The sequence below is a fragment of the Polaromonas sp. P3_B1 genome (assembly GCF_056402935.1).
Genome location: NZ_JBFUGK010000005.1, coordinates 13,595 through 36,135, shown reverse-complemented (window position 1 = coordinate 36,135; position 22,541 = coordinate 13,595). Strand labels below are relative to the sequence as shown.

The window sequence follows — 22,541 nt, the reverse complement described above, 5'->3', positions numbered from 1 at the left end:
GTTCATCTCACCTTGGCCGATCGCCCATACAGTAACAGCATGGCCAGTATCAGTGCACCATAAATGATCTGGCGGCCCGCCTCGGGCATCTGCAAAACCGCCAGCATGCTTTGCAGCAGCACGATGAACACCACCCCGGCGACCGTGCCCAGGTAGCTGCCGCGCCCGCCCAGGATGTTGGTGCCGCCCAGTACCACGGCCGCTATGGCCGGCAGCAGATAAGGGTCGCCCATGGCCTGGTAGGCATTGCCTGAATACCCGGCCAGCATCACCCCCGAAAGCGCGGCCAGCATGCCGCAGGCGACGAAACACGCGACCGTCATGCGCGCGGTGCGCACACCGCTGAGGTAGGCGGCGCGCTCGCTGTTGCCGATCACATAAACATAGCGGCCCGCCGCCGTGCGCGTCAGCAGCAGGTACACGGCCAGCGAAACAGCAGCCCAGGCCAGCACCGCGTTGGGCAGGCCGATGGTCCTGCCCACGGCCAGGTCGCGCATCAGCGGGGTGGCTGCGTCCTGGGGCGCGTGGCCGCCCGTGTACAGCACCATCAGGCCCTGCAGCACGGCATTGGCGCCCAGCGTGAAGATCATCGACGGGATCCGCAGGAAGGCCACGCCCAGGCCGTTCACCAACCCGACCAGTGCGCCGCAAAGCAGCCCGGCCGGAATGGCCCACCCGGCCCCAAAGGCCGCCCCTGCCGCGGCGGCCATCATGGCGCCCGTGGTGATGGTCCACGGCACCGACAGGTCAATGTGGCCCAGCAGGATGACGGCCATCAGCCCCGCCGCGGCAAGCCCCAGGAAGGCGGCGATCTGCAACTGCTGCAACAGGTAGGCGGGCATCAGGAAATTGCGGTTCACCACACTGCCGGCCAGCAGCAACAACAGGCAGCACAGCCCCACCACGGCCGGTGGGTTCAGCAACAGGCGTTGCAACGGGTGCTTCATGGGCCTGGAGGGAGGTTGCGCGGCGATCACTTCACCGGCGCTCATCAAAACAGCTCCAGCCGGTTTCTGACGCGCAGCACACGCGCCGCGCCCATGCACACGGCGGCCAGCAGGATCAAGCCCTCGAAGAGGGGCTGCCAGAGCGCAGGCGCATTGAAGACAAACAGCAGGTCGCCTATGGTGCGCAGCACGAAAGCGCCGAGGATGGAGCCGACCATTCCGCCGGTGCCGCCATACAGCGAGGTGCCGCCTATCACGACCGCCGCGATGGAGTTCAGCGTGTAGAGCCCGGCCTGCGGGCCGCTGGCCTCGCCCGACAGTGCGATCAAAGACAGCAGCAGCCCGGCCACCCCCGACAGCAGCCCGGCGATGGTGTAGGCCAGGAACTTGGCGCGCCCGGAAGGAACGCCGGAGAGGTAGGCGGCCTGCTCCGACGAGCCGACCGCATAGCATGCGCGGCCCGTCACCGTGCGCTTGAATGGCATCCAGCCCAGCACCACGAGCGCGATCAGCAACACCAGCGTGGCGGGGACCACGCCGAACAGCCGGCCGGTCAATGCGTCCGACAGGCCTTCGCTGACCTCGCCGCCCGGCGCGGGCCGCAGCAACAGCGCAACGCCGAAATACACCGCGCCGGTTGCGAGCGTGACGATGATGGGCTGCAGCCGCCCGAACACCACGATGGCGCCGTTGAGGGCGCCTGCCGCCGCGCCGCAGGCGAGCACCAGCACAATGCCCAGCGCCACCTGCCAGGGCGCCCCGTTGACCACCGTCGAGGCGAGGCAGCCGGTCAGCACCATCACCATGCCGACGGAAAGGTCCAGCCCCCGGGTGATAACGGGCAGCGTCTGCGCCATCGCCACGATGGCCAGCAGCACCGCCTTGTTGGATGCGGTGGTCACGATGGCCACCGAGATCGAGCGCGGGTGCTCCGCCAGGAACAGCGTGAACATCAATGCGAACACCGCCAGCGCGGCGAGCGGCCCGCCGTTGCGCCGCAAGGCCATGCCCCATTCACCGCGCCGGCTCATGCGGTGGCGGCCTCCCGGCCGCTGTTCGAGACACTGGATGAAACGCCGCCTGAACCGTCCAGCGAGACGTTGAGCGAAGAGGCCACGATCTCGTGCTCGCTGATGTCCTCGCCCGCCAGCGTGCGGGCGATACGGCCCTCATACATGATGAGCACGCGGTCGGCCAGGCCTATGAGTTCCTCATAGTCGGTGGAATACAGCAGCACGGCAACGCCTTCAGCCGCGAGCCGGCGCAGCAGCGCGTACAGCTCCTGCTTGGTGGCGACGTCGATGCCGCGGGTCGGGTCGTTGAGCAGCAGCACGCGCGGCTGGACCATGAGCCACTTGGCGATCACCACCTTCTGCTGGTTGCCGCCCGATAAAGCCTGCACCGGGTCTTCGGCGGACCCGATCTTGATGCGCAGCTGTTCGACCATGCGCGCCACGGCGGTTCGCTCCGCCGCCGCGCTGAGGACGCCCAGGTGCCCCAGCGCCGGCAGGCTGGCCAGACTCATGTTCTCGCGGATGCTCATGGGCAGGATCAGCCCCTCGGTCTTGCGGTCCTCAGGGATCAAGGCAATGCCCAGCGCATCCCGGCACGCGTGCGGCGCCAGCTTGCGCGGCTCGCCGAACACCTCCACCCTGCCCTGCACGCCCTTGAGCACGCCGAACAGGGCGAGGAGCAGTTCTCTTTGCCCCTGCCCATCCAGGCCGCCCAGCCCGACAATCTCGCCCGCCTTGATCTCCAGCGAGATGTCCTGCAGCGCGGGAGGCCAGCTCAGGCCTTGCACGCTGATGGCGGGTTGGGCCCAGGGCGCGGGGCCGGTTTTGGGCGGATAGGTCTTGGCGACGTCGCGCCCTATCATCAGTTGCACCACCTCCGCATCGGAGCGGCTGCCGCTGGGAAAAGTATCCACACGCCGGCCGCTGCGAAACACCGAGCAGGTATCGGCCAGCGCCTTGACTTCATGCATGCGGTGCGAGATGAACAGGCAACCCACGCCGCGCGCGCGCAGCTGGAACAACAGCGTGTAGAGCCGCCCCACGTCGTCGCTGCTCAGCGCGGAGGTCGCCTCGTCCAGGATCAGCAGGCGCGGCTGCAGGCTCAGCGCCTTGGCGATCTCTATCAGCTGGCGGCGCGACAGCGGCAGGTCCCGCACGCGCGCCTTGGGATGGATGTCGCCGCATCCCAGCATCTCCAGCAGCGCAAGGGCCTGTTCCTGCTGGGCCTTTGCGTCGATCAGCCCGTGCCTGCGCGGCGGCCGCGACAGGAAGATGTTCTCGGCCACCGAAAGATCGGGCACCAGCGACAACTCCTGGAACACGCAGGCGATGCCGTGGTCGCGCGCCGCGTTGGGCGAAGCCAGGCTCACCTCAACCCCCTCCATGAGGATGCGGCCGGCATCGGGCTGCACCACCCCGGCGATGGCCTTGATCAGGGTGGACTTGCCCGCGCCGTTTTCCCCGAGCACGGCATGGATCTCACCGGCATGGGAGGTGAGATCCGCCCCCTCCAGCGCGCGCACGCCCGCATAGCGCTTGGAGATTCCCTGGAGTTGCAGCAAGGCCTCGGGCATGGCGCTTTCCTCAGGTGTTGCCGTCGCTCTGCTTCATGATGTCCGGCGCCGTGATGTTGATGTTGCACGGCGGAAACTCATTGGCCACATAGAAGGTGTCGGGCAGCTCGGGATAGAAGTTTTTCCCCGGCGCCATTTGCTGGAACTCCACATAGGGGATGGGCACCGAAATGTACTGCGGCAGCTTCTGCCCTTGCAGCGCGGCAACGGCCGCCTTCAGCGCCACGGCCACCAGGCCGGGTGACTGCGCGGCCGATGCGCCCTTGAGCCCGTCCTTGTGGTGCGCGTACACCATCTTGCGAAAACCGTTCTCGCCCTCGGCGCCTATCGGCACAAAAGGGTGCTTGGCTTCGATCAGCGCGCGGACGGTGCCGTTGGAGCCGGCCTGGGTGTAGATGCCGTTGAAGCGCCCGTGCACGGCGATGGCGTCGGCCGCCACCTTCTGCGAGGTGCCGTCGTCCCAGTTGCCGACCACTTCGACGATCTGCACGCCCTTGTGCTTTTCCATGATCTCGCGAAAGCCCAGGTGCCGGTCGCGGTCGACCGAATTTCCCGGCAGGCCGCGTATCTCGAGCACCTTGCCGCTGGTGACGCCGTTCTTCTCCAGCCACCGCCCCATGAGGCGGCCCATCTCGAACTGGTCCTCATTGACCTGGATGACCTCGTCGGTGTCCAGCACATTGTCGAAAGGGATCAGGACCACGCCCGCATCCTTGGCGCGCTTGATCACCGGCTTGAAGGAGGTGGGTGACACCGCGATGGTGAGGATGGCGTCGAAGCCCGCGTTGATGAAGTTGTCGACGGCGCCCAGCTGCGCGGCGACGTCGGTGCCGGTGGAGACCACCTTCAGCTCCTTGATGTGGGGCTGCATTTCGGGCGTCGCCGCGTAGGCCTTGAGCGATTTGATCATCTGGATGCGCCAGCTGTTTCCCGCGTAACCGTTGGCCAGTGCGATGCGGTAAGGCCCTTTCTTGGCGGGGTACTGGATGGTCTTGGTGCTGGCGGAAAAAGGCTTGAAGCAGGCGGGCTCATAGGTCTGCGCCGCCGCCGTTCCCGCGACACCCGCCAGTGCTGCACCGGCGCCGGCGGCAAGAATGTCTCGTCTCGTATGCATGGTTGTCTCCTGAATCGTTATTTGCCGGCCTGGCGGCGGCATGGGCGCGATCGCTAAACCGCGCGGCTTGGTCGTAGTAAGCGGCGACTCCCAGGCCAATCGCTTGTGTCACCCTACGAATGGCAAAACCGTTTCTCCAGTGCTTGCTGGGGCTTGCTGGGGCTTGTCAGTACTTGCGATTGGGGAATTCCTTGGCCGCGACTTCGGCGGGAAACACACCCTCTATCGTCTTGATCCAGCGCGGCAGGGTCTGGCCGGCGGCGGCCTTGGACGCAGCCTCCATCAGCTGCGGGCCCAGGAGCGGGTTGCATTCCACGCTCACGTTCATCTTGCCGGCGATCATGGCTTCGAAGGCGCCCTTCACGGCGTCGACGCCGATGACAAGAATGTCCTTGCCGGGCTTGAGGCCCGCCTCCTCGATCGCCTGGATGGCGCCTATGGCCATGTCGTCGTTGTGCGCGTAGAGGACGTTGATTTTTTTGCCCTCGGCCTTCAGGAAGGCTTCCATCACTTCCTTGCCTTTGGCGCGCGTGAAGTCGCCGGTCTGGGAACGGATGACCTTGTAGCGCGCATTCCCCTTGAGGACTTCGTCGAATCCCTTCTTGCGGTCTATGGCCGGGTCCGAGCCGACCGTTCCCTGCAGCTCGACGATGTTCACTGTCCCCGTGCCGTTCTTCGTGTTGTCGAGGAGCCACTGCGCCGCACGGCGGCCTTCCTCGACGAAGTCGGAGCCTATGAAGGTGGTCCAGGTGGATGGGTCCTTCACGACCACGTTGCGGCTTTCCAGGATCACCGGGATCTTCGCCGCCTTGGCCTCCTTGAGCACCGTGTCCCAGCCGGTGGTGACCAGCGGCGCAAGGATGATGACATCCACTTTCTGGGTGATGAAGGAACGGATGGCCTTGATCTGGTTCTCCTGCTTTTGCTGCGCGTCGGAGAACTTCAGTTCGTGCCCGGCCGCCTTGGCGGCGGCCTTGACCGAATCGGTATTGGCGGTTCGCCACTCGCTTTCCGCGCCCGTCTGGGCAAAGCCGATGACCAGCTTTTTGCCGGCCTGGGCATGGGCAAATGGGCTCCATGCCAGCGTGAGCCCGGCGCAGGCCAAAGTGGCCGTGAATATGCGTCGCTGAAGAGTTCTCATGTGGTGTCTCCTGATGTTGATGTCGTCGAAGCGCCGGCACTCGATGCTTCTGCTTTCCCTCTTTCTCTCTCTGCTTTCCCTGCCTGCTTGGCCTCCCCCGGTGCGGCGGCGGTGGAGCGCCCGTGCTCTTTACCCGGGGTACCAGACGACGCGCGGCTCATCGGCCGGGCGCAGGTAGGCCCATGCGGCCTCCACCAGCCGCGCCATGTCATAGCGGGGTCGCCAGCCCAGGAGGAACTTCGCCTTGCTGTTGTCCAGCCATGTCGAGTAAAAGGGCGTGGGTACGGGAACCAGCGGCACTCCGCGCGTGCGCGCCAGATAGTCGCCCAGCGCGCCGTAATCGACGGGTTCGTCCATGCAAACGTTCATGCGCTGGTGCCTGGCCTGCGGCGCATCGATCGCCAGCAACAGCGCGTCCACCAGGTCGTCCACATGCACAAAGTTGCGTTTCACCGGCTTGCCCTCTGGATCCAGCATGACCGGAACGGCCTGCGTGGCCGCGTAGTCGCGGGCCCTGGATTCACCCACCAGTTCGTGCCAGCGCGGACCGCCGAAAACGTCGTCGCCAAAAGACAGCGAATAGCGGAAATCGTCTTTCTCCATGATCCAGGACGCGCGCAGGCAGCAGCCATTGAGCCCGTACTGGATCTGGTACTGCTCCAGCATCACTTCCTCCAGCACCTTGGACAGCGCATAACACCCCGGGTAGGCGCTGTGCGGCTGGCTCTCGACGACGGGAACATCGTGCGGGTAGTAAAAGTGCCCAACGCTGGCATCTCCCCCCACCAGCAGGAACTGCCGGAAAGCCTCGCTGGCGCGGCACTCTTCAAGCAGCCAGAACATGCCCTTGACCGCCACGTCCATCACGTCGTCCGGCGTCTCCTTGCTGGTCGCCAGGTGAAGCACATGCGTGGCGCCTTCCAGCGCCCGTCGCACATCAGCGCGATGCTGGATGGAGCCGTGTACCGACTCAAGCCGGGGATGCGGCGGCAGGGTCCGCTTGTGGCACAGCGCACGAACATCAAACCTGCCGTAGCGCGCATCGCCGAGCAGACGGTCGACGAAAGCCCGCCCGACCTTGCCGGTCGCGCCCGTCACCAGGATGAGATCGCGCGCGCCCGGGGTGCTCATGTCCAGCCACCGTCGACCACCAGGTCCTGCGCGGTCATCATGCTGCTGTCGTCGGAGGCGAGAAAGAGCACGGCGCGCGCGAGGTCCGAAGGCGCGAGTTCACCCGGCAGGCACTGCGCTTTGGCCAGCTCAATCTTCGCCTGCGGCGTCACCCACAGCCGGATCTGCTTTTCGGTCATGACCCATCCAGGCACCACCGTGTTGACGCGGATGCGATGGGGGCCGAAGTCGCGCGCCAGGCTCCGGGTGAGTCCCTGGGTTGCGGACTTGCAGGTGGTGTACACCGGCATGCCGCCCGTCTTGACCATCCAGCTGACCGAACCGAAGTTGATGATGGAGCCGCCGCCCAGGGTTTTCATGTCTTTGAAAACCTCTTGCGCAGCGAAAAAGTAGTGCTTCAGATTTACTGCGACGCCGGCATCCCATGACTCCGGCGTGGTCTCTTCAATCAGGTGGCGCTGGTCGTTGGCCGCGTTGTTCACCAGCACCTGGATGGGGCCGATGCGCTGGCGAAGCGCGCCGATGGCGGTGCGCAGCCGGGGAATGTCGGTGACGTCGCATTCCTCGAAATGGATATTGCGCAGCCCCGCGTGATCCAGCCTTGCCTGCAAAGCACGGGCGCCTTCCGTGTCGATATCCAGAAAGCCCACCAGGGCGCCCTGCCCGGCGAAGTGCTCCACCAGGGACGCGCCTATCCCCGTGGCGCCGCCGGAAATGAGCACGCTCTTGCCTTTAAGACTCGGGTAGCGGGTTTGCTCAGTCATCGAGTTCCTCGTTGATTGCGCGTCGTTTGCGCGTTGATTCCGCGTGAATGGCCCTGGCGGCCGTTTCCGTTTTTCGCCAATAAGAAGCGCCGAACGCCTTCGCGCGCCGCCCTTGGCACCGCGATCACCAGAGTGGCGATGCTAGCGGCCGCGTCGCCGCGCCAGCTTGCGAAATTGCCGAGCGCGGCTTATGAAATTTCTTTCTGCATCGCAGCAATTGGCGCGATGTGCCAAGATCGGCCTTCCATGAGCAAAAGCCCGACCATGCGCCGGCCCGACGGGACCAGCGGCCCCGCAGTCCTGCGTGTGGCCCTGCTGTTCCACGCCAGCAAGGTTTACGACCGCGAAATTCTCATCGGCATCGGTGACTACGTGAAGCAGACGCGCGTGGCCTGGGACCTGTTCCTGGAGGAAGACTTCCGCTTTCGCCTGGACGGTATCCATGAGTGGGAGGGCGACGGCATCATCGCGGACTACGACGACCCCGCCGTCGCGCGGGCGCTCACGGGCGCCCATGTGCCGGTCGTCGCCATCGGCGGCTCGTACGAGGACCCCGCGAGCTACCCGGGCCAGGTCCCCTATGTGGCCACCGACAACCAGCTGCTGGTGGCGCGCGCGCTCGAGCACCTGGTGGAGGCCGGCATGACGCGGTTCGCCTGCTACAGCCTTCCGGAATCCCCGCTCAACCGCTGGGCGCAGGAACGCGAGAGGGCGTTTTCAAACTGGCTGCTGCGCAACGGCGCTTCGGGCGAGATCCACCGGGGCCTGGCCACCAGCGCACCCACCTGGGGGAGCGCCACCAAGAAGCTGATCGCCTGGCTGGACAGCCTGCCCAAGCCGATAGGCATCGTCTCCGTCACCGACGCGCGCGCGCGCCAGCTGCTGCAGGCCTGCATCGTCGCCAACATCGCCGTGCCCGACGAAGTGGCCATCATCGGCATCGACAACGACACGCTGGGGCAGCACCTCACGCGCATCGAGCTCAGCTCCGTGAGCCAGGGCACGGCCGAGATGGGCCGCCGCGCGGCGCAGCTGCTGCACCAGGCGCTGAGCGGCTCGCCGGTGCGCGGCGCGCGCGTGGTGGTGCCGCCGGCGGACGTGCACAGCCGGGCGTCGACCGCGCGCGATGTACAGCACAGCGCGCCGGTGATGCGGGCGCTCTATTACATACGCCAGTACGCCTGCCAGGGCATCAAGACCGAGCAGGTGGCCGAGATGATGGGCATGTCGCGCTCATCGCTGGAGATGTACTTCCGCCGCGACCTCAAGCGCTCCGTGCACGACCTGATCCTGCAGTGCAAGCTGGAACACTGCTTCGAGCTTCTGGCGCACACGGACACCGGCATCGCGGAGATCGCGCTGGCCTCGGGCTTTCGCTCGGTGCAGTATTTGAACGCCGTGTTCCGGCGCGAAGTGGGTTCAACACCGGCGGTATGGCGAGAGGCCAGGCGGGAAACTGAAGCGCGTTGAGCTGCGCAACTTCCCTCAACCGCTTCAAGGATGCCAGCGGGAGACTGCGGCCGGTGTTGCCGCTGACCGGCTCCCCGCCAGCGCGTAAGAGAGCTGGTTGGCCGCCTGGATCACGAGCTTTGCGTGCTTCTCAAGCTTTGCACGGGTGAGGCGCGAACTCGGGCCCGAGATGCACATCGAACCCAGCAGCCGCCAGTTGAGCCCGAACACGGGCGCAGCCACACTGGCCACCTCGGCCTCGCGCTCGCCCAGGGAAAGGTGGTAGCCGCATTTGCGGATGGATTCGTAGGGCTCACCGGCCGCACCGCTGAAAGCCAGGATCACCCGTCCGGGCGCGCCCTTGTCGAGCGGAAGCCGCTCTCCGATGCGCACGTTGTGCCGAACCGATTGCGGCCCCTCCACGCGCGCCACGCAGGAGCGGATGCCGCCCTCGCGCACGTAGAACGAGGCGCTTTCGCCGGTGTCCTTCACCAGCTGGTGCAGCGCCGGCTCGACGACGTTGTTCACATCGAAGCCGGCCTGGTAGCGCGCGCCCAGCCATCCGGCGGCCGGGCCCAGTCGCCACTGCCCGTCTTCGGTCTGCACCATGTAGTGCGACAGGGCCAGGGTGCGGGCCAGCCGCAGGGCGGTGGTTTTGTGCATGCCGGCGCGCCGGCTGACTTCCGCCAGCGAGAGCGTGGACTCTCCCACCTCGAAGGCCTCCATCAGCGAGAGGGCGCGCCGCACGGCGATCACGCCTTCGGCTTTTTCTTCAGTCTGCGGCTTGGTCATCGCGTTGCGCATGTTGCACCATGGTTCACTGTACGAAACGCCATTGTATTGAGTGCAACGTCAATCCAGAATTCGCCAAAAGCTGCACGTTCTGCCCCGTGCGGCCAACACAACGATCCAGGAGACAAAGACATGCAGTTTTCCCGCCGTGCCGCGGCCGTCCTCGCTGCCACCGTTTTGCTCGCGCCCGCCGCTCATGCGCAGGCCTGGCCCACCAAGCCCATCCGTTTGATCGTGCCCTTCACGCCGGGCGGCGGCACCGACCTGATCGCCCGCGAAGTGGCGAACAAAATGGCGGGGTCGGGCTACAACTTCGTGATCGACAACAAGCCCGGCTCCGGCGGCAACCTCGGCGTCGACGCGGCGGCCAAGGCGCCCGCGGACGGCTACACGCTGGTGCTGGGCCAGACCAGCAACCTGGCCATCAACCCGACGCTGTATGCAAAGCTCCCGTACGACCCCGTCAAGGACCTGACCCCGCTCAGCCTGGTGGCAAGCTCGCCTCTCCTGATCGCCACGGGGGCGGATTCCCCCTACCGCACGCTCGCCGACGTGGTGAAGGCCGCGAAGGAGAATCCCGGCTCGCTCAACTACGCCACCTCCGGCAACGGCACGGTGGCCCACCTGGCGATCGAGTCCTTTCAGAAGGCCGCGGGCATCAAGCTGACGCATGTACCGTACAAAGGCGCGTCGCAGGCCGCGACCGACGTGATCAGCGGACAGGTGCAGTTGCATGTCTCGTCGATTCCGACGCTGCTCGGCCACATCAGGAACGGGAAGATGCGCGCGATCGCCGTCACCTCGCTCAAACGCGCCGACGAACAGGCGCAAGTACCGACGGTGTCCGAATCAGGCTACAAGGACTTCCAGGCCGTGACCTGGTTCGGCATCCTCGGCCCCGCCAACATGCCCAGGGACGTCGCCGCCAAACTGAGTGCCGACATCAACAAGGCGCTGAAGGACCCCGTGCTGGCGAAGAAGCTGCGCGACCAGGGAGCCAATGTCGAAGGCAGCTCGGCCGAGCAGTTCGGCAGGCTGATCCGTGACGACATCGTCCGCTGGGGAAAGCTCGTCAAGGAATCGGGCGCCAAGGCGGACTGAGGCCATTGCGGCTGCCGGGCCCTGCGCGCAACTCTTTCACATCGCACTCACTGAATACCGCTCAATTATTTTTTCTGCAGGACACATTCATGACACAAGACATCATCCGTGACTTTGAGCGCGTTGCTCCCGAGCTGGTGCGACAGGCATCCGAATACCAGGCGGCGATCCTGGCCGACGTGAACGGCCGCCGCGGGGCGCTGCACGGCCGCATCGCGGCGCTGCGCCCGCGCATGAAGCTGGCCGGCCCGGCACTGACCGTGGACGTGCGCCCCGGCGACAACCTGATGATCCACGCGGCGATCGCCCTCGCGAAACCCGGCGACGTGCTGGTCATCGACGGCAAGGGTGACCAGACCGCGGCACTCATGGGCACGATCATGATGGCCGCATGCAGGCAGCGTGGTATCGCCGGCGTGGTGATCGACGGCGCGGTGCGTGACAGCCTCGAGATCGACGAGATGGACTACCCGGTGTTCTCGCGCGGCACCAACCCCAACGGCCCCACCAAGAACGTGCCCGGCCGCATCGGCCACCCCATCTCCATCGGCAATGTGGCCGTGCGGTCCGGCGACCTGGTGGTCGCGGATGCCGACGGCGTGGTCGTGATCCAGCGCGAGCGCGTCGAAGCCCTGTTGCCGCTGGCCCGCAAGAAGGTCGCGGACGAGTCGGCCCGCATTGCGGCGGTCAGGGCGGGGAACACCACGGCGGCCTGGCTGGCGGGCGCGCTGCGCGCCGCCGGCGTGCTGAAGGAAGGGGAAAGCCTGTGAGCCGCCGGGCCGCCCCTGGGCTCATAGCCCCGCACTCCGCAGGACGGAGGGTAGTCCTGTGAGCCGGCGCGTCATTGTCGTCACCGGTGCGGACCTGGCGCCGCAAGCGCTTGAGTTGCTGCAGGATTTCGAGATCATCTATGCGGGCAAGACACCGCAGGAGGCGGACCTCGTCGCGCTGTGCAGCGTGCATGACCCGGTGGCGATCATCGTGCGCTATGGCCAGGTCGGTGCGGCGGTGATGGACGCCGCGCCATCGCTGCGGGTGATCTCCAAACACGGCAGCGGCACCGACACCATCGACCAACATGCGGCCAAGGCGCGCGGCATCGAGGTGCGGGCGGCCGCCGGAGCCAACGCAGCGGCCGTGGCCGAACAGGCCCTCGCCTTGCTGCTGGCATGCGCCAAATCCGTGGTGCAACTCAATGAACGCATGCACGCGGGACATTGGGACAAGGCCACCCACAAAAGCATCGAGCTGCACGGCCGCACCATCGGCCTGATAGGCCTGGGTGCGATCGGCCAACGCTTCGCGCGCATCTGCGACGCCATGGGCATGAAGGTGATCGGCTTCGACCCCTTCGCGCAAAACCTGCCGCCCTGCGTACGCGCGGTGGATCTGGATACGATCTGGCGAGAATCCGACGCGATCTCGTTGCACTGCCCCCTGACACCCGAGAACCGCGGTATGGTGAGCGCGCGCGCGCTGCAGGCCTGCAAACGCGGCGTGCTGCTGGTGAACACCGCGCGCGGCGGTCTGGTCGACGAAGCCGCGCTGCTGGACGCCATGCGTTCAGGCCAGGTCGCGGCCGCCGGCCTGGACAGCTTCGCAGTGGAGCCCATGGCGGCGCCCCACCCCTTCCATGGCCAGCCCAACATCGTCCTCAGCCCGCACATCGGCGGCGTGACGGGTGATGCGTACGTCAACATGGGTGTGGGCGCCGCGCAGAATGTGCTGGCCGTGCTGGGGCAGCGCGCTCCGGGATAAGGCCAGCTGGTCTCCCCATGCCGCAACTCGCCTCTTCCGGGACTGCACCGACGGTGACGCGCCTGTCGCCGGGCGCACGTTTCGCCGCGCCGCCGGGCTCGCGGAAATTCCTGTCCTTGCGGGATTTTGAGACAGCCGCCCGGCGCCACCTGCCGCGCCCCCTCTTCGAATACATCGCCGGCGGCGCGGAAGACTCGGCCTCGCTGCACGATAACCGCGCGGCATTCCGGGAGTTCGGTTTCGTCACGCGGGTGCTGCGCAACGTGTCCGGCCGCAACCAGGCAGTCGAGCTTTTCGGGAGGCGCTACGCATCACCGTTCGGCATCGCGCCCATGGGCATCAGCGCGCTCAGCGCGTACCGCGGCGACCTGGTGCAGGCCCGCGCCGCGGCGGCCGAAGGCGTGCCGATGATCATGAGCGGCTCCTCACTCATCCCGCTGGAAGAGGTGATCGCCGCGGCCCCCGAGACGTGGTTCCAGGCTTACCTGCCCGGCGAAACCGCGAAGATCGAAGCCCTGGTCGATCGCGTCGACCGCGCCGGGGTCAAGACACTGGTGCTGACGGTGGACACCGCCGTGCTCGCCAACCGCGAAAACAACATCCGCGCAGGTTTCTCCACGCCGCTGCGGCCGGGCTTGCGCCTGGCGTGGGAGGGAGTCACCCACCCGCGCTGGACGATAGCGACCTTTCTGCGCACGCTCGTTACCCACGGGATGCCGCACTTCGAGAACTCGTACGCAACCCGGGGCGCCCCCATCCTCTCGTCGCGGGTGGCGCGCGACTTCGGGGCGAAGGACCACCTGGATTGGGAGCATCTGGCGCTGATCCGCCGCAAGTGGAAGCGCACCTTGGTGATCAAGGGCATCATGAACCTCGAGGACGCACGAAAAGTGCGCGACATGGGCGCCGACGGCCTCATCGTGTCGAACCACGGCGGCCGCCAGCTTGACGGGACCGTTTCACCGCTGCGCGTGCTTCCGGAAATCGTCCGGGCCGTGGGCGGCGACTTCCCCGTCATGATGGACAGCGGCATCCGGCGCGGCACGGATGTCCTGAAGGCACTCGCACTGGGCGCCAGGTTCGTGTTTGTCGGGCGCCCCTTCAACTATGCGGCGGCCGTCGCCGGCGAAGAGGGCGTGCGCCATGCGATTCGCATCCTCGCGGACGAAGTCCAGCGGGACCTGGGCCTGCTCGGCCTGATGTCGATTTCAGAAGTGAAGGACGCACAGCTGCGAGAGCTGCCCTGCCGTAGCCCCCCTGCGCATCTGCAGACATGAAAAAAGAAGTGAATTCGCGCGACCTTGATCGTGTTCCAACTCGTGCGGCTTCGCGCGCTTGGATCGTCAGGTCGTCGAGACTTCCCATTGGGACGCCCAGAAAATGGCTGTTGTTGAAGCACAGTCTGGGGTACAGACGTGCATAGCCGCAAATACGGGACTGGCTGATTTGGTGGGATTTGGCGAGACCGTCTGAGCCGCCTTTTAGGCTAAGCCCTTGATTTGCAAGGGCTGTGGGCTGCAGGAATCGCTTGAGATGGGAATTTGGTGGCCTGGGGCGGAATCGAACCACCGACACAAGGATTTTCAATCCTCTGCTCTACCGACTGAGCTACCGGGCCTGAGCCTTAGATTATATATCACCTGAGAGGGCTCCCCGCTGGGGGGCGGCCGAAAGTCAGATGCCGCGTTTTCCACGGGTCAGGTCGACGCCCAGCTGCTTCAGTTTGCGGTAGAGGTGGGTGCGCTCCAGGCCGGTTTTTTCCGCGACGCGGGTCATGGAGCCGCCTTCCTTGGCGAGGTGGAATTCGAAATACGCTTTCTCGAATTCGTCGCGCGCATCGCGCAGGGGCTTCTCAAGCAGGAAGCTTTGGGTGGCCTGGGGGCCGAGGTCGACGGGCGCCGGCAAGGTGCCGCCGGTCATCACCGCTTCCACCGTGAGGTCGGCCATGGGCAGCGAGGAGTTGCTGCTGGAAGCGGCGGGCTTGCGCGGAGAGATTTTGCTCAGGCCCTGTTCGACGGCCTTGAGCAGCTTTTGCAGCGTGATGGGTTTTTCAAGAAAGGCCATGGCGCCGATCTTGGTGGCCTCGACGGCGGTATCTATGGTGGCGTGGCCGCTCATCATGATGACGGGCATGCTGAGCAGGCCGCTGGAGGACCACTCCTTGAGCAGGGTCACGCCGTCGGTGTCGGGCATCCAGATGTCCAGCAGCACCAGGTCGGGCCTGGAGCGGCCGCGCGCGGCGCGGGCCTGCGCCGCATTTTCGGCGAGCTCGACCTGATGCCCTTCGTCATTGAGAATTTCTGAGAGAAGGTCGCGTATGCCCAGCTCGTCGTCGACCACCAGAATATTTGCCATGATTGAATTGCTGCCTGCCTGTTGTTGCGATGCGTGCGATCTTGAAATCGAAGTGTTACTGAATGTGTTGTTAAGCCACAACTGCAAATGATAACGACACTTGCGCCCCTTGCACCGCGCCGTCCACAACGCGGTTGGAAATATCGATGCGCGCGCCGTGCTCGTCGGCGATTTTTTTGACCACCGCCAGGCCCAATCCGGTGCCCTTGATCTTGGTGGTGACGTAGGGCTCGAAGGCGCGTTTGAGGATGTGGTCGGGAAAGCCGGTGCCGTTGTCGCGCACGCTGAAACGCACCCGCTTTGAAGCGTCGGAGTATTCGGTCTTGAGGGTGACGCGCGCCCCCTCTTTGCCCTCCTGGGCGTCCTGCGCATTTTGCAGCAGGTTATGAATGACTTGCCGCAACTGCTGGGCATCGCCCTGGATCAGCGGGGCTTTGGGATCGAGGTCGGTCACGACGGGCACCGCGGCGGCGGCATCGCTGCGCCGGCCGCCGTGGCCGTCGCTGTGGCTGTCGTGCAGGTAGAGCTGCATCACGTCGGCGACCAGGGCATTGAGGTCCACCGGCTTGAGTTCTGCGGCGGGCAGCCGGGCGTAATCGCGGAACTCGTTGACCAGCCGCTTCATCGCGTCGACCTGGTCGACGATGGTCTTGACGGACTTGGTGAGCAGCAACTGCTCGGCCTCGCCGACCTTGCCGGTGAGCTTCATTTCCAGGCGCTCGGCCGACAGCTGGATGGGCGTGAGCGGGTTCTTGATCTCGTGCGCCAGCCTGCGCGCCACCTCGCCCCAGGCCTGGGCGCGCTGGGCCGAGACCATTTCAGAGATATCGTCGAAGACCAGAAGGAACTCCTCGGTGCCGGGCATCTCGGCGCCGCGAGCTATCAGCGTGATGGCGTTGTCGGGCGCGCCGGGCATGGCCGCATTAAGTTCAAACGACTGCTGCCAGTGCTCCAATCCGTGCGGCGCGGCATCGCTGAGGTAATCGGCGAACTGGGCCAGCACATCCTTGGCGAACTCGCCCAGCCCAGGCACTTCCCCCAGCGACTGGCCGTGGTAGGCCGCCAGCGGCGCGCGCAGGATGCGCGTGGCGCCCGGGTTGCTGGACTGGATGCGGCCGCGCACGTCCAGCACGATGACGCCGGCCGTGAGGTTGTCCAGGATGGTCTGCAGGTTGGCGCGTGCGGCATCGACCTGGCTCATGCTGTGCTGCACCGCCGTGCGGGCGTCCGACAGCTGCTGTGTCATGTCGGCAAAGGAGCGCGTGAGTCCGCCGAGTTCGTCCTTGCCTTGCAGCGCGGCCTTGGGTGTGAGGTCGCCCTGGGCCACCTGGCGCACGCCCTCGGCCAGCACCAGCAGCGGCTTGGCCAGCTGGTTGCCCAGCAGCACCGCCAGCAGCACCGCGCCGAAGACGGCAAGGAACAGGCTGAGCGTGAGTGTGCCGATGTACATCTTGCGCAGGCCGCCGCGCGCCAGCGCGCGCTCCTGGTATTCACGGTTGGCTTCCTGGACGGCAACGGCATTGGCGACCAGGCCTTCAGGCAGGAGTTGGGTGACCTGTAAAAAGCGCGCATCGCCGAGCACGTTCACATTGGGGCTGTTGACCACCGCGATGGCCTTGACGCGCGGCGCGTTGCCGGCGTTGAACGAAGGGCCGCCGGCGCCGGCCGTCAACTCACCGTTGCCGGCGGACACCACCTCGTCCAGGCCCTCGATCTGCGTGACGACCCGCTGCGTGCGCGCGTTGCGCAGCTGCTGCACCGAGGGGCGCTCGGGTTTGAGCAGGAAGCGCGAGTCACCGGCGCTGGCGATCACCTGGCCCGAGGAACTCCAGAGCACCACGTCGCTGGCCTGCAGCTGGTCGCGCAGGCGCTCAAGGGCCAGGCCGGCCATGGCGTCGGGCGTTTCGGCGATTTGCGTGGCGGCCTGCCGTGTCTTGTTGCCGAGGTCGGCGGCCAGCGTGTCCAGCGTGGCGCGGCCCAGGTTCAGGCCTGCGGCGAGGGCCCCCTCGACCTCCACGTCGAACCAGCTTTCGATGGAACGCGAGACGAACTGGTAGGACACCACATAAATCATGAGGCCGGGCACCAGGCCGACCAACGCGAAGATGGCCGCGAGCTTGACCAGCAGCCGGCTGCCGAAACGGCCGCGGCGCAACCGCAGCAGCAGGCGCACGACGATCCAGCCGATCACCAGCAGCAGCAAGCCGGCGACGGCGATGTTGAGCACCAGCAGGAGCGCGTAGTTGCGTTCGTACAGCTCGCGGTTGCCGGTGGCCTGCGTCAACAAAAACATCAGCACCAGGCCCAGCGCCACGATGGTGCCTATGCCGACGCCGACCGTCCAGCGAAATGCCTTGCTGCTCTTGAGCGAGCCGCCGCTGACCTGCAGGTTCACTTGGTGGCCTCGGTACCGGGGGCCGCAGGGGCGGCCTGGGGCGCGGCGGGCTCCATGCGGAGCCGGTCCTTGACCTGCGCCGAGATATTCCAGTCCCGCTGGCCGGCCACGCCGATCTGGAAGGGGCGCGGCAACTGGGACAGGTCCAGCCTGAAGCTGAAATCCAGTTTGTAGGAAGCGTCAGGATCCACATCGGCGGCGTCCGCGATCTTCCAGCGGGCCACGCGCTGGATGGCCGACAGGGCCTCGGGCAGGGTTTCGTAGTTCTGGTTCAGGGTGGCGCGCAGGCCGGAAGAGCTGGCAATGAGGCCCGAAGCAATATTGACGCGCCAGCGGCGGGTCAAGGGCTGGTAGGCCAGGCGTATGGTGCGGGTGGCGCTGGCAACGCGCGGGTCCGTCCAGTACCAGCGGTCGCGGTAGATGTCGGCCTCGGCCACAAAAAACAGCGGGATGCCCTTGAGCAGGGCGTCTTCGACCACCGGCGGAAGGTCAAAGCGGACCAGGGCCGACAGGTGCACCCCGTCTTCGCCGCGCTCCACGCGCAATTGCGTGATCTCGGTAGCCGAGGCCGGCGCGCACGCCCAGGCCAGCAGTACGCACAGGCAGGCGCCCAGCAGCCAGCGCACGACGGCATGCCCCGGCCGCCGGCAGTCAGCGGCCGCTTTTTTCAAGGAGTGCGTAATAGAAACCGTCGTGCTCACGCATCAAATTGTCCGGGAAGACCGTCGCTTCCACGCCACTTTGCGGGAGTAAATGGCCTGGCGAGGGCTTTAATAGGGCGTCGGTGTGGTGCGCAAGAAACGTTTGCATCTGCTGATCCCCTTCCGCGCGGAAAACCGAGCAAGTGCAGTACAACAGGCGCCCTCCGGGTTTGAGCAGGGGCCAGAGCGCCTGGAGCAGCTTCGCCTGGATGGCAGCGAGCTGGGCAATGTCAGTCGGCCGCCGCAGCCAGCGCACGTCGGGGTGGCGCCGCACGATGCCGGAGGCAGTGCAAGGCGCGTCCAGAAGAATGCCGTCATACGGCCGGCCGTCCCACCAGCCGTCGGGTTTACCGGCGTCGCCCACGCGGATTTCGGCCTGCAGGCCCAGGCGCAGCAGGTTCTGCGCGATGCGCTCGCAACGCCGGGCGTCGATCTCCAGCGCCATCACCTCGCAATCGGCCAGTTCCAGCAGGTGGGCGGTTTTGCCGCCCGGGGCGGCGCAGGCGTCGAGGATATGGAGCCGGGTGCCGCCCTCACCGGGTTTCGCGAGTTCCTGCAGCAGCAAGGGCGCCGCCAGCTGCGCGGCGGCATCCTGAACCGCAAAATGCCCTTCGACAAAACCGGGCAGGCTAGGCACCGGGCGCGCCACGGCCAGAACGACGCCATGCCGGCCCACAGGGGAAGCGTCTATCCCGGCCGCTGCCAGCGCCAGCAGGTAATCGGCCTGCGTTGTTTTGCGTTCATTGACGCGCAGGACCAGCGGCGCGCGGCTGTTGTTGGCCTGCAGGATGGCCTGCCACTGCCCGGGATGGTCTTTGCGCAGCCGGTCTATCCACCACTGCGGGTGGTTCCACACGGCTTGGGGGCTTTTTTCGGTTCGCGCCACCAGCTCGTCGCGTTCGCGCAGGAAGCGGCGCAGGCAGCCGTTGAGAAAACTGGCCTGGTGCCGGGTGGCCTCGCCGCGCTTGGCCGCTTCAACAGCCTGGTCGACCAGGGTGTGGGAGGTGTAAGGCGCACCCTCCTCCGTCCAGGCCAAGGCCAGGGCCACGCACAGCAAGGCGTCCGCCTCAGGCGGCGGCGGGCGGTGGGCCAGCTGCTGGCGCAGGGCCTCGGCGCGGCCCAGCCAGCGCAGCGTGTGAAAACCCAGGGCCTGGACACCCGGCCGCAATGCCGCATCAACGTCTTCAAGTGCGGCGGTCATGGACCGGCCGTCGCGCACGGCCATCAGCAGGGAGGCGGCTCCTTGCAGCTGGCGCCACAGGGGGACTTGGGTCGGGTTGTCTTGCATTTGTCTCGCGGATACCGCCCGGAACGGACGGCCAGCCCGTATTAGACCAGCAGGGAGATCACCGCTCGTTGTGCCCACCGAACTCTTCAAGCCAGCATGAGCCGCGGAACTGGCTTTGCCAGGCCGCAGGCGGGCGGCCCCCTCGGGGGGCAGCGACCCACACGAAGTGGGGGAGCGTGGGGGCTAACTGAGACTATCCGCCCAGATATTGCTGGCCCAGTTCAGTGCGTAAACCCCCTCAAGCTCGCTCGGCCCAGTGCTGACGCCGCCCGAGCCGGCGACGGCCTTGAAGGTTTTTTCGGCGGCCACGTATTCATGCACGCTGGCCACGTGGATGACGTTTTTGTTGTCGACAAAGCTGTAGCAGGTGTTGGTCAGCATGGGCGCCGGGTTGACGTCCCAGCCCGAGAGTTGCGCCACGATGGCGGCAGCGGCCACCTTGCCGTGGTTGTTGGCCATGTGACCGCTCTTGGGCATGGCCGGCGCCACCTGGATGGAATCGCCCAGCACATGCACGTCTTTGGCGGCGGTGGACTCAAAGGTGAGGTAGTTGACGCCGCACCAGCGGTTGTTGGCCTGGTTGTTGAGGCCCGCCTGCACGGCGATGGTGCCGGCGCGCATCGATGGCAGCACGTTCAGCACATGGGCCTTGACGTCGTCCTGCACGTCGAATTTGATGATGCCGGCCTTGGCGTCAACCGCCGTGGCCTTGTGCTGGCCGCGGTACTCGACGATGCCCTTGTACTGCTCGGCCCAGACCTTTTTGAACAGCGGGCCTTTGGAAGTGACATCGGGATTGGCATCGAGGATCAGCACCTTGCTGCGCGGCTTGGCGGCCTTGAAGTAACCGGCGATCACCGAGGCGCGCTCGTAAGGGCCGGGCGGGCAGCGATAAGGCGCTTCGGGAATCGTGATGGCATAGACGCCGCCGTCAGGCATGGCTTCAAGCTGGCGGCGCAACGCCAGGGTTTCGGCGCCGGCCTTCCAGGCCTGCAGCACCTGGCCGGAGGCATTGGCCTCCTTGAGGCCTTCGATGCTGCCGAACATCAGCTCCACGCCGGGCGAGACCACCAATTTGTCGTAGGCGATGGTGGCGCCGCGGGCCAGCGTGACGGTTTTCTTCGCGGTGTCGATGGCGCTCGCGTAGTCCTTCACCACGGTGATGCCGTGGTTGCGCGACAAACCTGAATACGACGTGGTGAGGTCGCCGATCTGTTTTCCGCCGCTGAGCACGAGGTTGGAAATGGGGCAGGAGATAAACACGTCCTGAGGCTCGATCAGCACCACATCAATCTTGTTGTCTGACAGCAGCCGCACGTATTTGGCGGCAGTGGCGCCGCCGTAGCCGCCGCCTATCACCACGACCTTGGCTTTGGAAGGAATGACTTGCTTATCACGCAACAGCCACCCAACTCCGGCTATTGCCGCAAGGGCGGCGAGAGTAGCGGATCCTTTTATGGTTTCACGACGATTCATCTCGGTGCCCTCACTTTTGTTGAGCCGAAAAATAGCCGGCCAGCGATTCGATCTGCGCGTCGTTAAAGCCTTTGCTGATCTGGTGCATCACGGTGGCAGGCCGCGTGCCGGTCTTGAAGGCGTTCATCTGCGCAATGATGTAGGCCTTGTCCAGGCCGGCCAGCGAGGTGACCTGGGAGCCTTCCACCACCTTGCCGTTGGTGCCGTGGCAGTTGGCGCAGGTGGCGGCCAGGCTTTTGGTGTAGAGCGCTTCTTGGGTCTGCGCTTGGGCCAGCGGGCTGAGCGCCAGGCAGAGCAAGGGCAGTGTGAGCCCGGCGAGTCGTGGGATTCTCATGAAGTTTTCTCCTGCGGGTTCGACTGCGGTTGCATCCTGAGTTGACAATTTAACGCGATGCCCCCGGTACCCTATTGGGAGTATCCAGTAATTCAGTGCGTGGCGCCATGCGGCGTGTTCGAATCATTGCGCATGTGCTTAACACCAGCTTGTGGGTGGCGTTGATGCCCACGTCAAAAAATCGCATCGGGCCGCGTGGCCAGTTGGTCCTGTGTGGAAAGTGCGGCCATGGGTTTGCCGTAAATCTGGACGATGCGCTCCGCAAGCGGTGGGTGGCTGGCGAACCAGCGCCCCCTGTCGCTGCCATCGACCAGCAGCATGTGCTGCACCGCCGGGTGCAGGCTGCGTGCGGGTGCCATGCCCTGCTCTTCCTCGCCGGCCACTTTGCGCAGCACGCCGCCCAGGCCTTCGCGGCTGCGCGTGAACTGCACTGCGCGCGCATCTGCCAGGAACTCGCGCTGGCGCGAGATAGCCGCCTTGAGCGCGCGCCCTGCCAGCCAGCCGAGAGAACCGGTGATCAAAATGGGAAAGCCCGGAAGCGCAAGAAAAGAACGTTGGCCGTTCTCGCCCGCGCTGCACATGCTGCGGCCCAGGTTGAATATCATCTCCAGCCCGAACACCATACCCGCCAGCCGCATGTTCAGGCGCGTGTCGCCCTCGCGCAGGTGGCTCAGTTCGTGGGCCACCAGGCCCTGGAGTTCGTCACGCGTGAGCTTGTCGAGCGCGCCCTGCGTGACGGCGACGACCGCGTCGTCCTCACCCCAGCCCGCGGCGAAGGCGTTGATCACATCAACGCGCGGCAATACCATCGCCATGGGCGGCTTCATGCTGGCGGCGATTGCCAGTTCATCGACGATGTTGCAAAGCTTGTGCTCAACTTCCCGGCTGGCGGGCCAGGCCTCACGCGCGCCGACACGGCGCGCCAGCACCTCGCCGCCGCCGCTCAAGGCGGAAGTCTCCAGCCACCAGCCACCCAGCACGAACAGCAGCGTCACCGAGGTATTGACGCTAAAGAAATAGCCCGGGTAACCGCTAAAGCCCGGCGTAACAAGCCGCCATGCCAGTGCCAGCGCCCCATTCACGGCCAGCAGCAAGGCAACAAGCGTCAGGCCGAAGAGGAGCAGCAGGCGCAGGGTCTGCGCGCGGGCAGTTTCCTGGCGTTCAAAGAATCGCATTCGTATTTCTCAAGGAGACCCCTCACTTTAATA

At 65.9% G+C, this 22,541-nt stretch carries 20 protein-coding genes and 1 tRNA gene; 5 read left to right on the top strand and 16 right to left on the bottom strand.

What is annotated here, in order from left to right:
* Positions 1 to 2 precede the first annotated feature (2 nt).
* The 7 genes from AC1DXS_RS04275 to AC1DXS_RS04245 form a co-directional block, all read right to left on the bottom strand.
* A complete protein-coding gene (locus AC1DXS_RS04275) occupies positions 3 to 992 on the bottom strand; it encodes an ABC transporter permease (RefSeq protein ID WP_477736334.1) in 990 nt (329 codons plus the stop codon).
* A complete protein-coding gene (locus tag AC1DXS_RS04270) occupies positions 992 to 1,978 on the bottom strand; it encodes an ABC transporter permease (RefSeq protein ID WP_477736333.1) in 987 nt (328 codons plus the stop codon). The genes AC1DXS_RS04275 and AC1DXS_RS04270 overlap by 1 nt, the downstream gene beginning before the upstream one ends.
* Entirely contained in the window at positions 1,975 to 3,534 is a 1,560-nt protein-coding gene (locus AC1DXS_RS04265) for a sugar ABC transporter ATP-binding protein (RefSeq protein WP_477736332.1), read from the bottom strand. Before AC1DXS_RS04265 ends, AC1DXS_RS04270 begins: the two co-directional genes overlap by 4 nt.
* A gap of 10 nt (positions 3,535 to 3,544) precedes the next feature.
* Positions 3,545 to 4,648 carry a sugar ABC transporter substrate-binding protein gene (locus AC1DXS_RS04260; protein WP_477736331.1) on the bottom strand — a complete coding sequence of 368 codons (1,104 nt, stop codon included), beginning with the start codon at positions 4,646 to 4,648 and terminating at the stop codon, positions 3,545 to 3,547.
* A gap of 166 nt (positions 4,649 to 4,814) precedes the next feature.
* Positions 4,815 to 5,789: an ABC transporter substrate-binding protein gene (locus tag AC1DXS_RS04255; protein WP_477736330.1), complete on the bottom strand. Its 975-nt coding sequence runs from the start codon at positions 5,787 to 5,789 to the stop codon at positions 4,815 to 4,817.
* A gap of 129 nt (positions 5,790 to 5,918) precedes the next feature.
* A complete protein-coding gene (locus AC1DXS_RS04250) occupies positions 5,919 to 6,920 on the bottom strand; it encodes an NAD-dependent epimerase/dehydratase family protein (RefSeq protein WP_477736329.1) in 1,002 nt (333 codons plus the stop codon).
* The gene (locus AC1DXS_RS04245; protein ID WP_477736328.1) at positions 6,917 to 7,684 is read right to left on the bottom strand and encodes an SDR family NAD(P)-dependent oxidoreductase; all 768 of its coding nucleotides are present in this window, start codon (positions 7,682 to 7,684) and stop codon (positions 6,917 to 6,919) included. The genes AC1DXS_RS04250 and AC1DXS_RS04245 overlap by 4 nt, the downstream gene beginning before the upstream one ends.
* A gap of 246 nt (positions 7,685 to 7,930) precedes the next feature.
* Here AC1DXS_RS04245 and AC1DXS_RS04240 point away from each other — a divergent pair, with 246 nt between their 5' ends.
* Positions 7,931 to 9,154 carry a XylR family transcriptional regulator gene (locus AC1DXS_RS04240; protein ID WP_477736327.1) on the top strand — a complete coding sequence of 408 codons (1,224 nt, stop codon included), beginning with the start codon at positions 7,931 to 7,933 and terminating at the stop codon, positions 9,152 to 9,154.
* A gap of 24 nt (positions 9,155 to 9,178) precedes the next feature.
* Here the strand turns inward: AC1DXS_RS04240 and AC1DXS_RS04235 are convergent, their stop codons facing one another.
* Positions 9,179 to 9,925, bottom strand: a complete 747-nt coding sequence (locus AC1DXS_RS04235; protein ID WP_477736433.1) for an IclR family transcriptional regulator — start codon at positions 9,923 to 9,925, stop codon at positions 9,179 to 9,181.
* A 132-nt stretch (positions 9,926 to 10,057) separates the two neighbouring features.
* Between AC1DXS_RS04235 and AC1DXS_RS04230 the strand changes: the two genes are divergently transcribed.
* From AC1DXS_RS04230 to AC1DXS_RS04215, 4 genes are all read left to right on the top strand, one after another.
* Positions 10,058 to 11,026 (top strand): Bug family tripartite tricarboxylate transporter substrate binding protein, encoded by a 969-nt coding sequence (locus tag AC1DXS_RS04230; protein WP_477736326.1) that lies wholly within the window; start codon positions 10,058 to 10,060, stop codon positions 11,024 to 11,026.
* Positions 11,027 to 11,115: 89 nt separating this feature from the next.
* A complete protein-coding gene (locus AC1DXS_RS04225; protein WP_477736325.1) occupies positions 11,116 to 11,796 on the top strand; it encodes an RraA family protein in 681 nt (226 codons plus the stop codon).
* A gap of 58 nt (positions 11,797 to 11,854) precedes the next feature.
* A complete protein-coding gene (locus AC1DXS_RS04220) occupies positions 11,855 to 12,784 on the top strand; it encodes a hydroxyacid dehydrogenase (RefSeq protein WP_477736324.1) in 930 nt (309 codons plus the stop codon).
* A gap of 17 nt (positions 12,785 to 12,801) precedes the next feature.
* A complete protein-coding gene (locus AC1DXS_RS04215; RefSeq protein WP_477736323.1) occupies positions 12,802 to 14,061 on the top strand; it encodes an alpha-hydroxy acid oxidase in 1,260 nt (419 codons plus the stop codon).
* A 265-nt stretch (positions 14,062 to 14,326) separates the two neighbouring features.
* On the opposite strand, the gene AC1DXS_RS04210 is transcribed toward AC1DXS_RS04215, so the two are convergent.
* The 8 genes from AC1DXS_RS04210 to AC1DXS_RS04175 all read right to left on the bottom strand — a co-directional run bounded on the left by AC1DXS_RS04210 (position 14,327) and on the right by AC1DXS_RS04175 (position 22,508).
* Positions 14,327 to 14,402 (bottom strand) — tRNA-Phe (locus AC1DXS_RS04210).
* 56 nt (positions 14,403 to 14,458) lie between these two features.
* Complete coding sequence (locus AC1DXS_RS04205) at positions 14,459 to 15,139, bottom strand: response regulator (RefSeq protein ID WP_477736322.1); 681 nt, start codon at positions 15,137 to 15,139, stop codon at positions 14,459 to 14,461.
* A 70-nt stretch (positions 15,140 to 15,209) separates the two neighbouring features.
* Complete coding sequence (locus AC1DXS_RS04200; protein ID WP_477736321.1) at positions 15,210 to 17,534, bottom strand: sensor histidine kinase; 2,325 nt, start codon at positions 17,532 to 17,534, stop codon at positions 15,210 to 15,212.
* The gene (locus AC1DXS_RS04195; RefSeq protein ID WP_477736320.1) at positions 17,531 to 18,205 is read right to left on the bottom strand and encodes a DUF4390 domain-containing protein; all 675 of its coding nucleotides are present in this window, start codon (positions 18,203 to 18,205) and stop codon (positions 17,531 to 17,533) included. Before AC1DXS_RS04195 ends, AC1DXS_RS04200 begins: the two co-directional genes overlap by 4 nt.
* Positions 18,186 to 19,523: a 16S rRNA (cytosine(967)-C(5))-methyltransferase RsmB gene (gene rsmB, locus AC1DXS_RS04190; RefSeq protein ID WP_477736319.1), complete on the bottom strand. Its 1,338-nt coding sequence runs from the start codon at positions 19,521 to 19,523 to the stop codon at positions 18,186 to 18,188. Before rsmB ends, AC1DXS_RS04195 begins: the two co-directional genes overlap by 20 nt.
* Before the next feature lie 183 nt (positions 19,524 to 19,706).
* Positions 19,707 to 20,999: an FCSD flavin-binding domain-containing protein gene (locus tag AC1DXS_RS04185; RefSeq protein WP_477736318.1), complete on the bottom strand. Its 1,293-nt coding sequence runs from the start codon at positions 20,997 to 20,999 to the stop codon at positions 19,707 to 19,709.
* 10 nt (positions 21,000 to 21,009) lie between these two features.
* Positions 21,010 to 21,333 carry a c-type cytochrome gene (locus AC1DXS_RS04180; RefSeq protein ID WP_477736317.1) on the bottom strand — a complete coding sequence of 108 codons (324 nt, stop codon included), beginning with the start codon at positions 21,331 to 21,333 and terminating at the stop codon, positions 21,010 to 21,012.
* A gap of 173 nt (positions 21,334 to 21,506) precedes the next feature.
* Positions 21,507 to 22,508, bottom strand: a complete 1,002-nt coding sequence (locus tag AC1DXS_RS04175; RefSeq protein ID WP_477736316.1) for a M48 family metalloprotease — start codon at positions 22,506 to 22,508, stop codon at positions 21,507 to 21,509.
* Positions 22,509 to 22,541 lie beyond the last annotated feature (33 nt).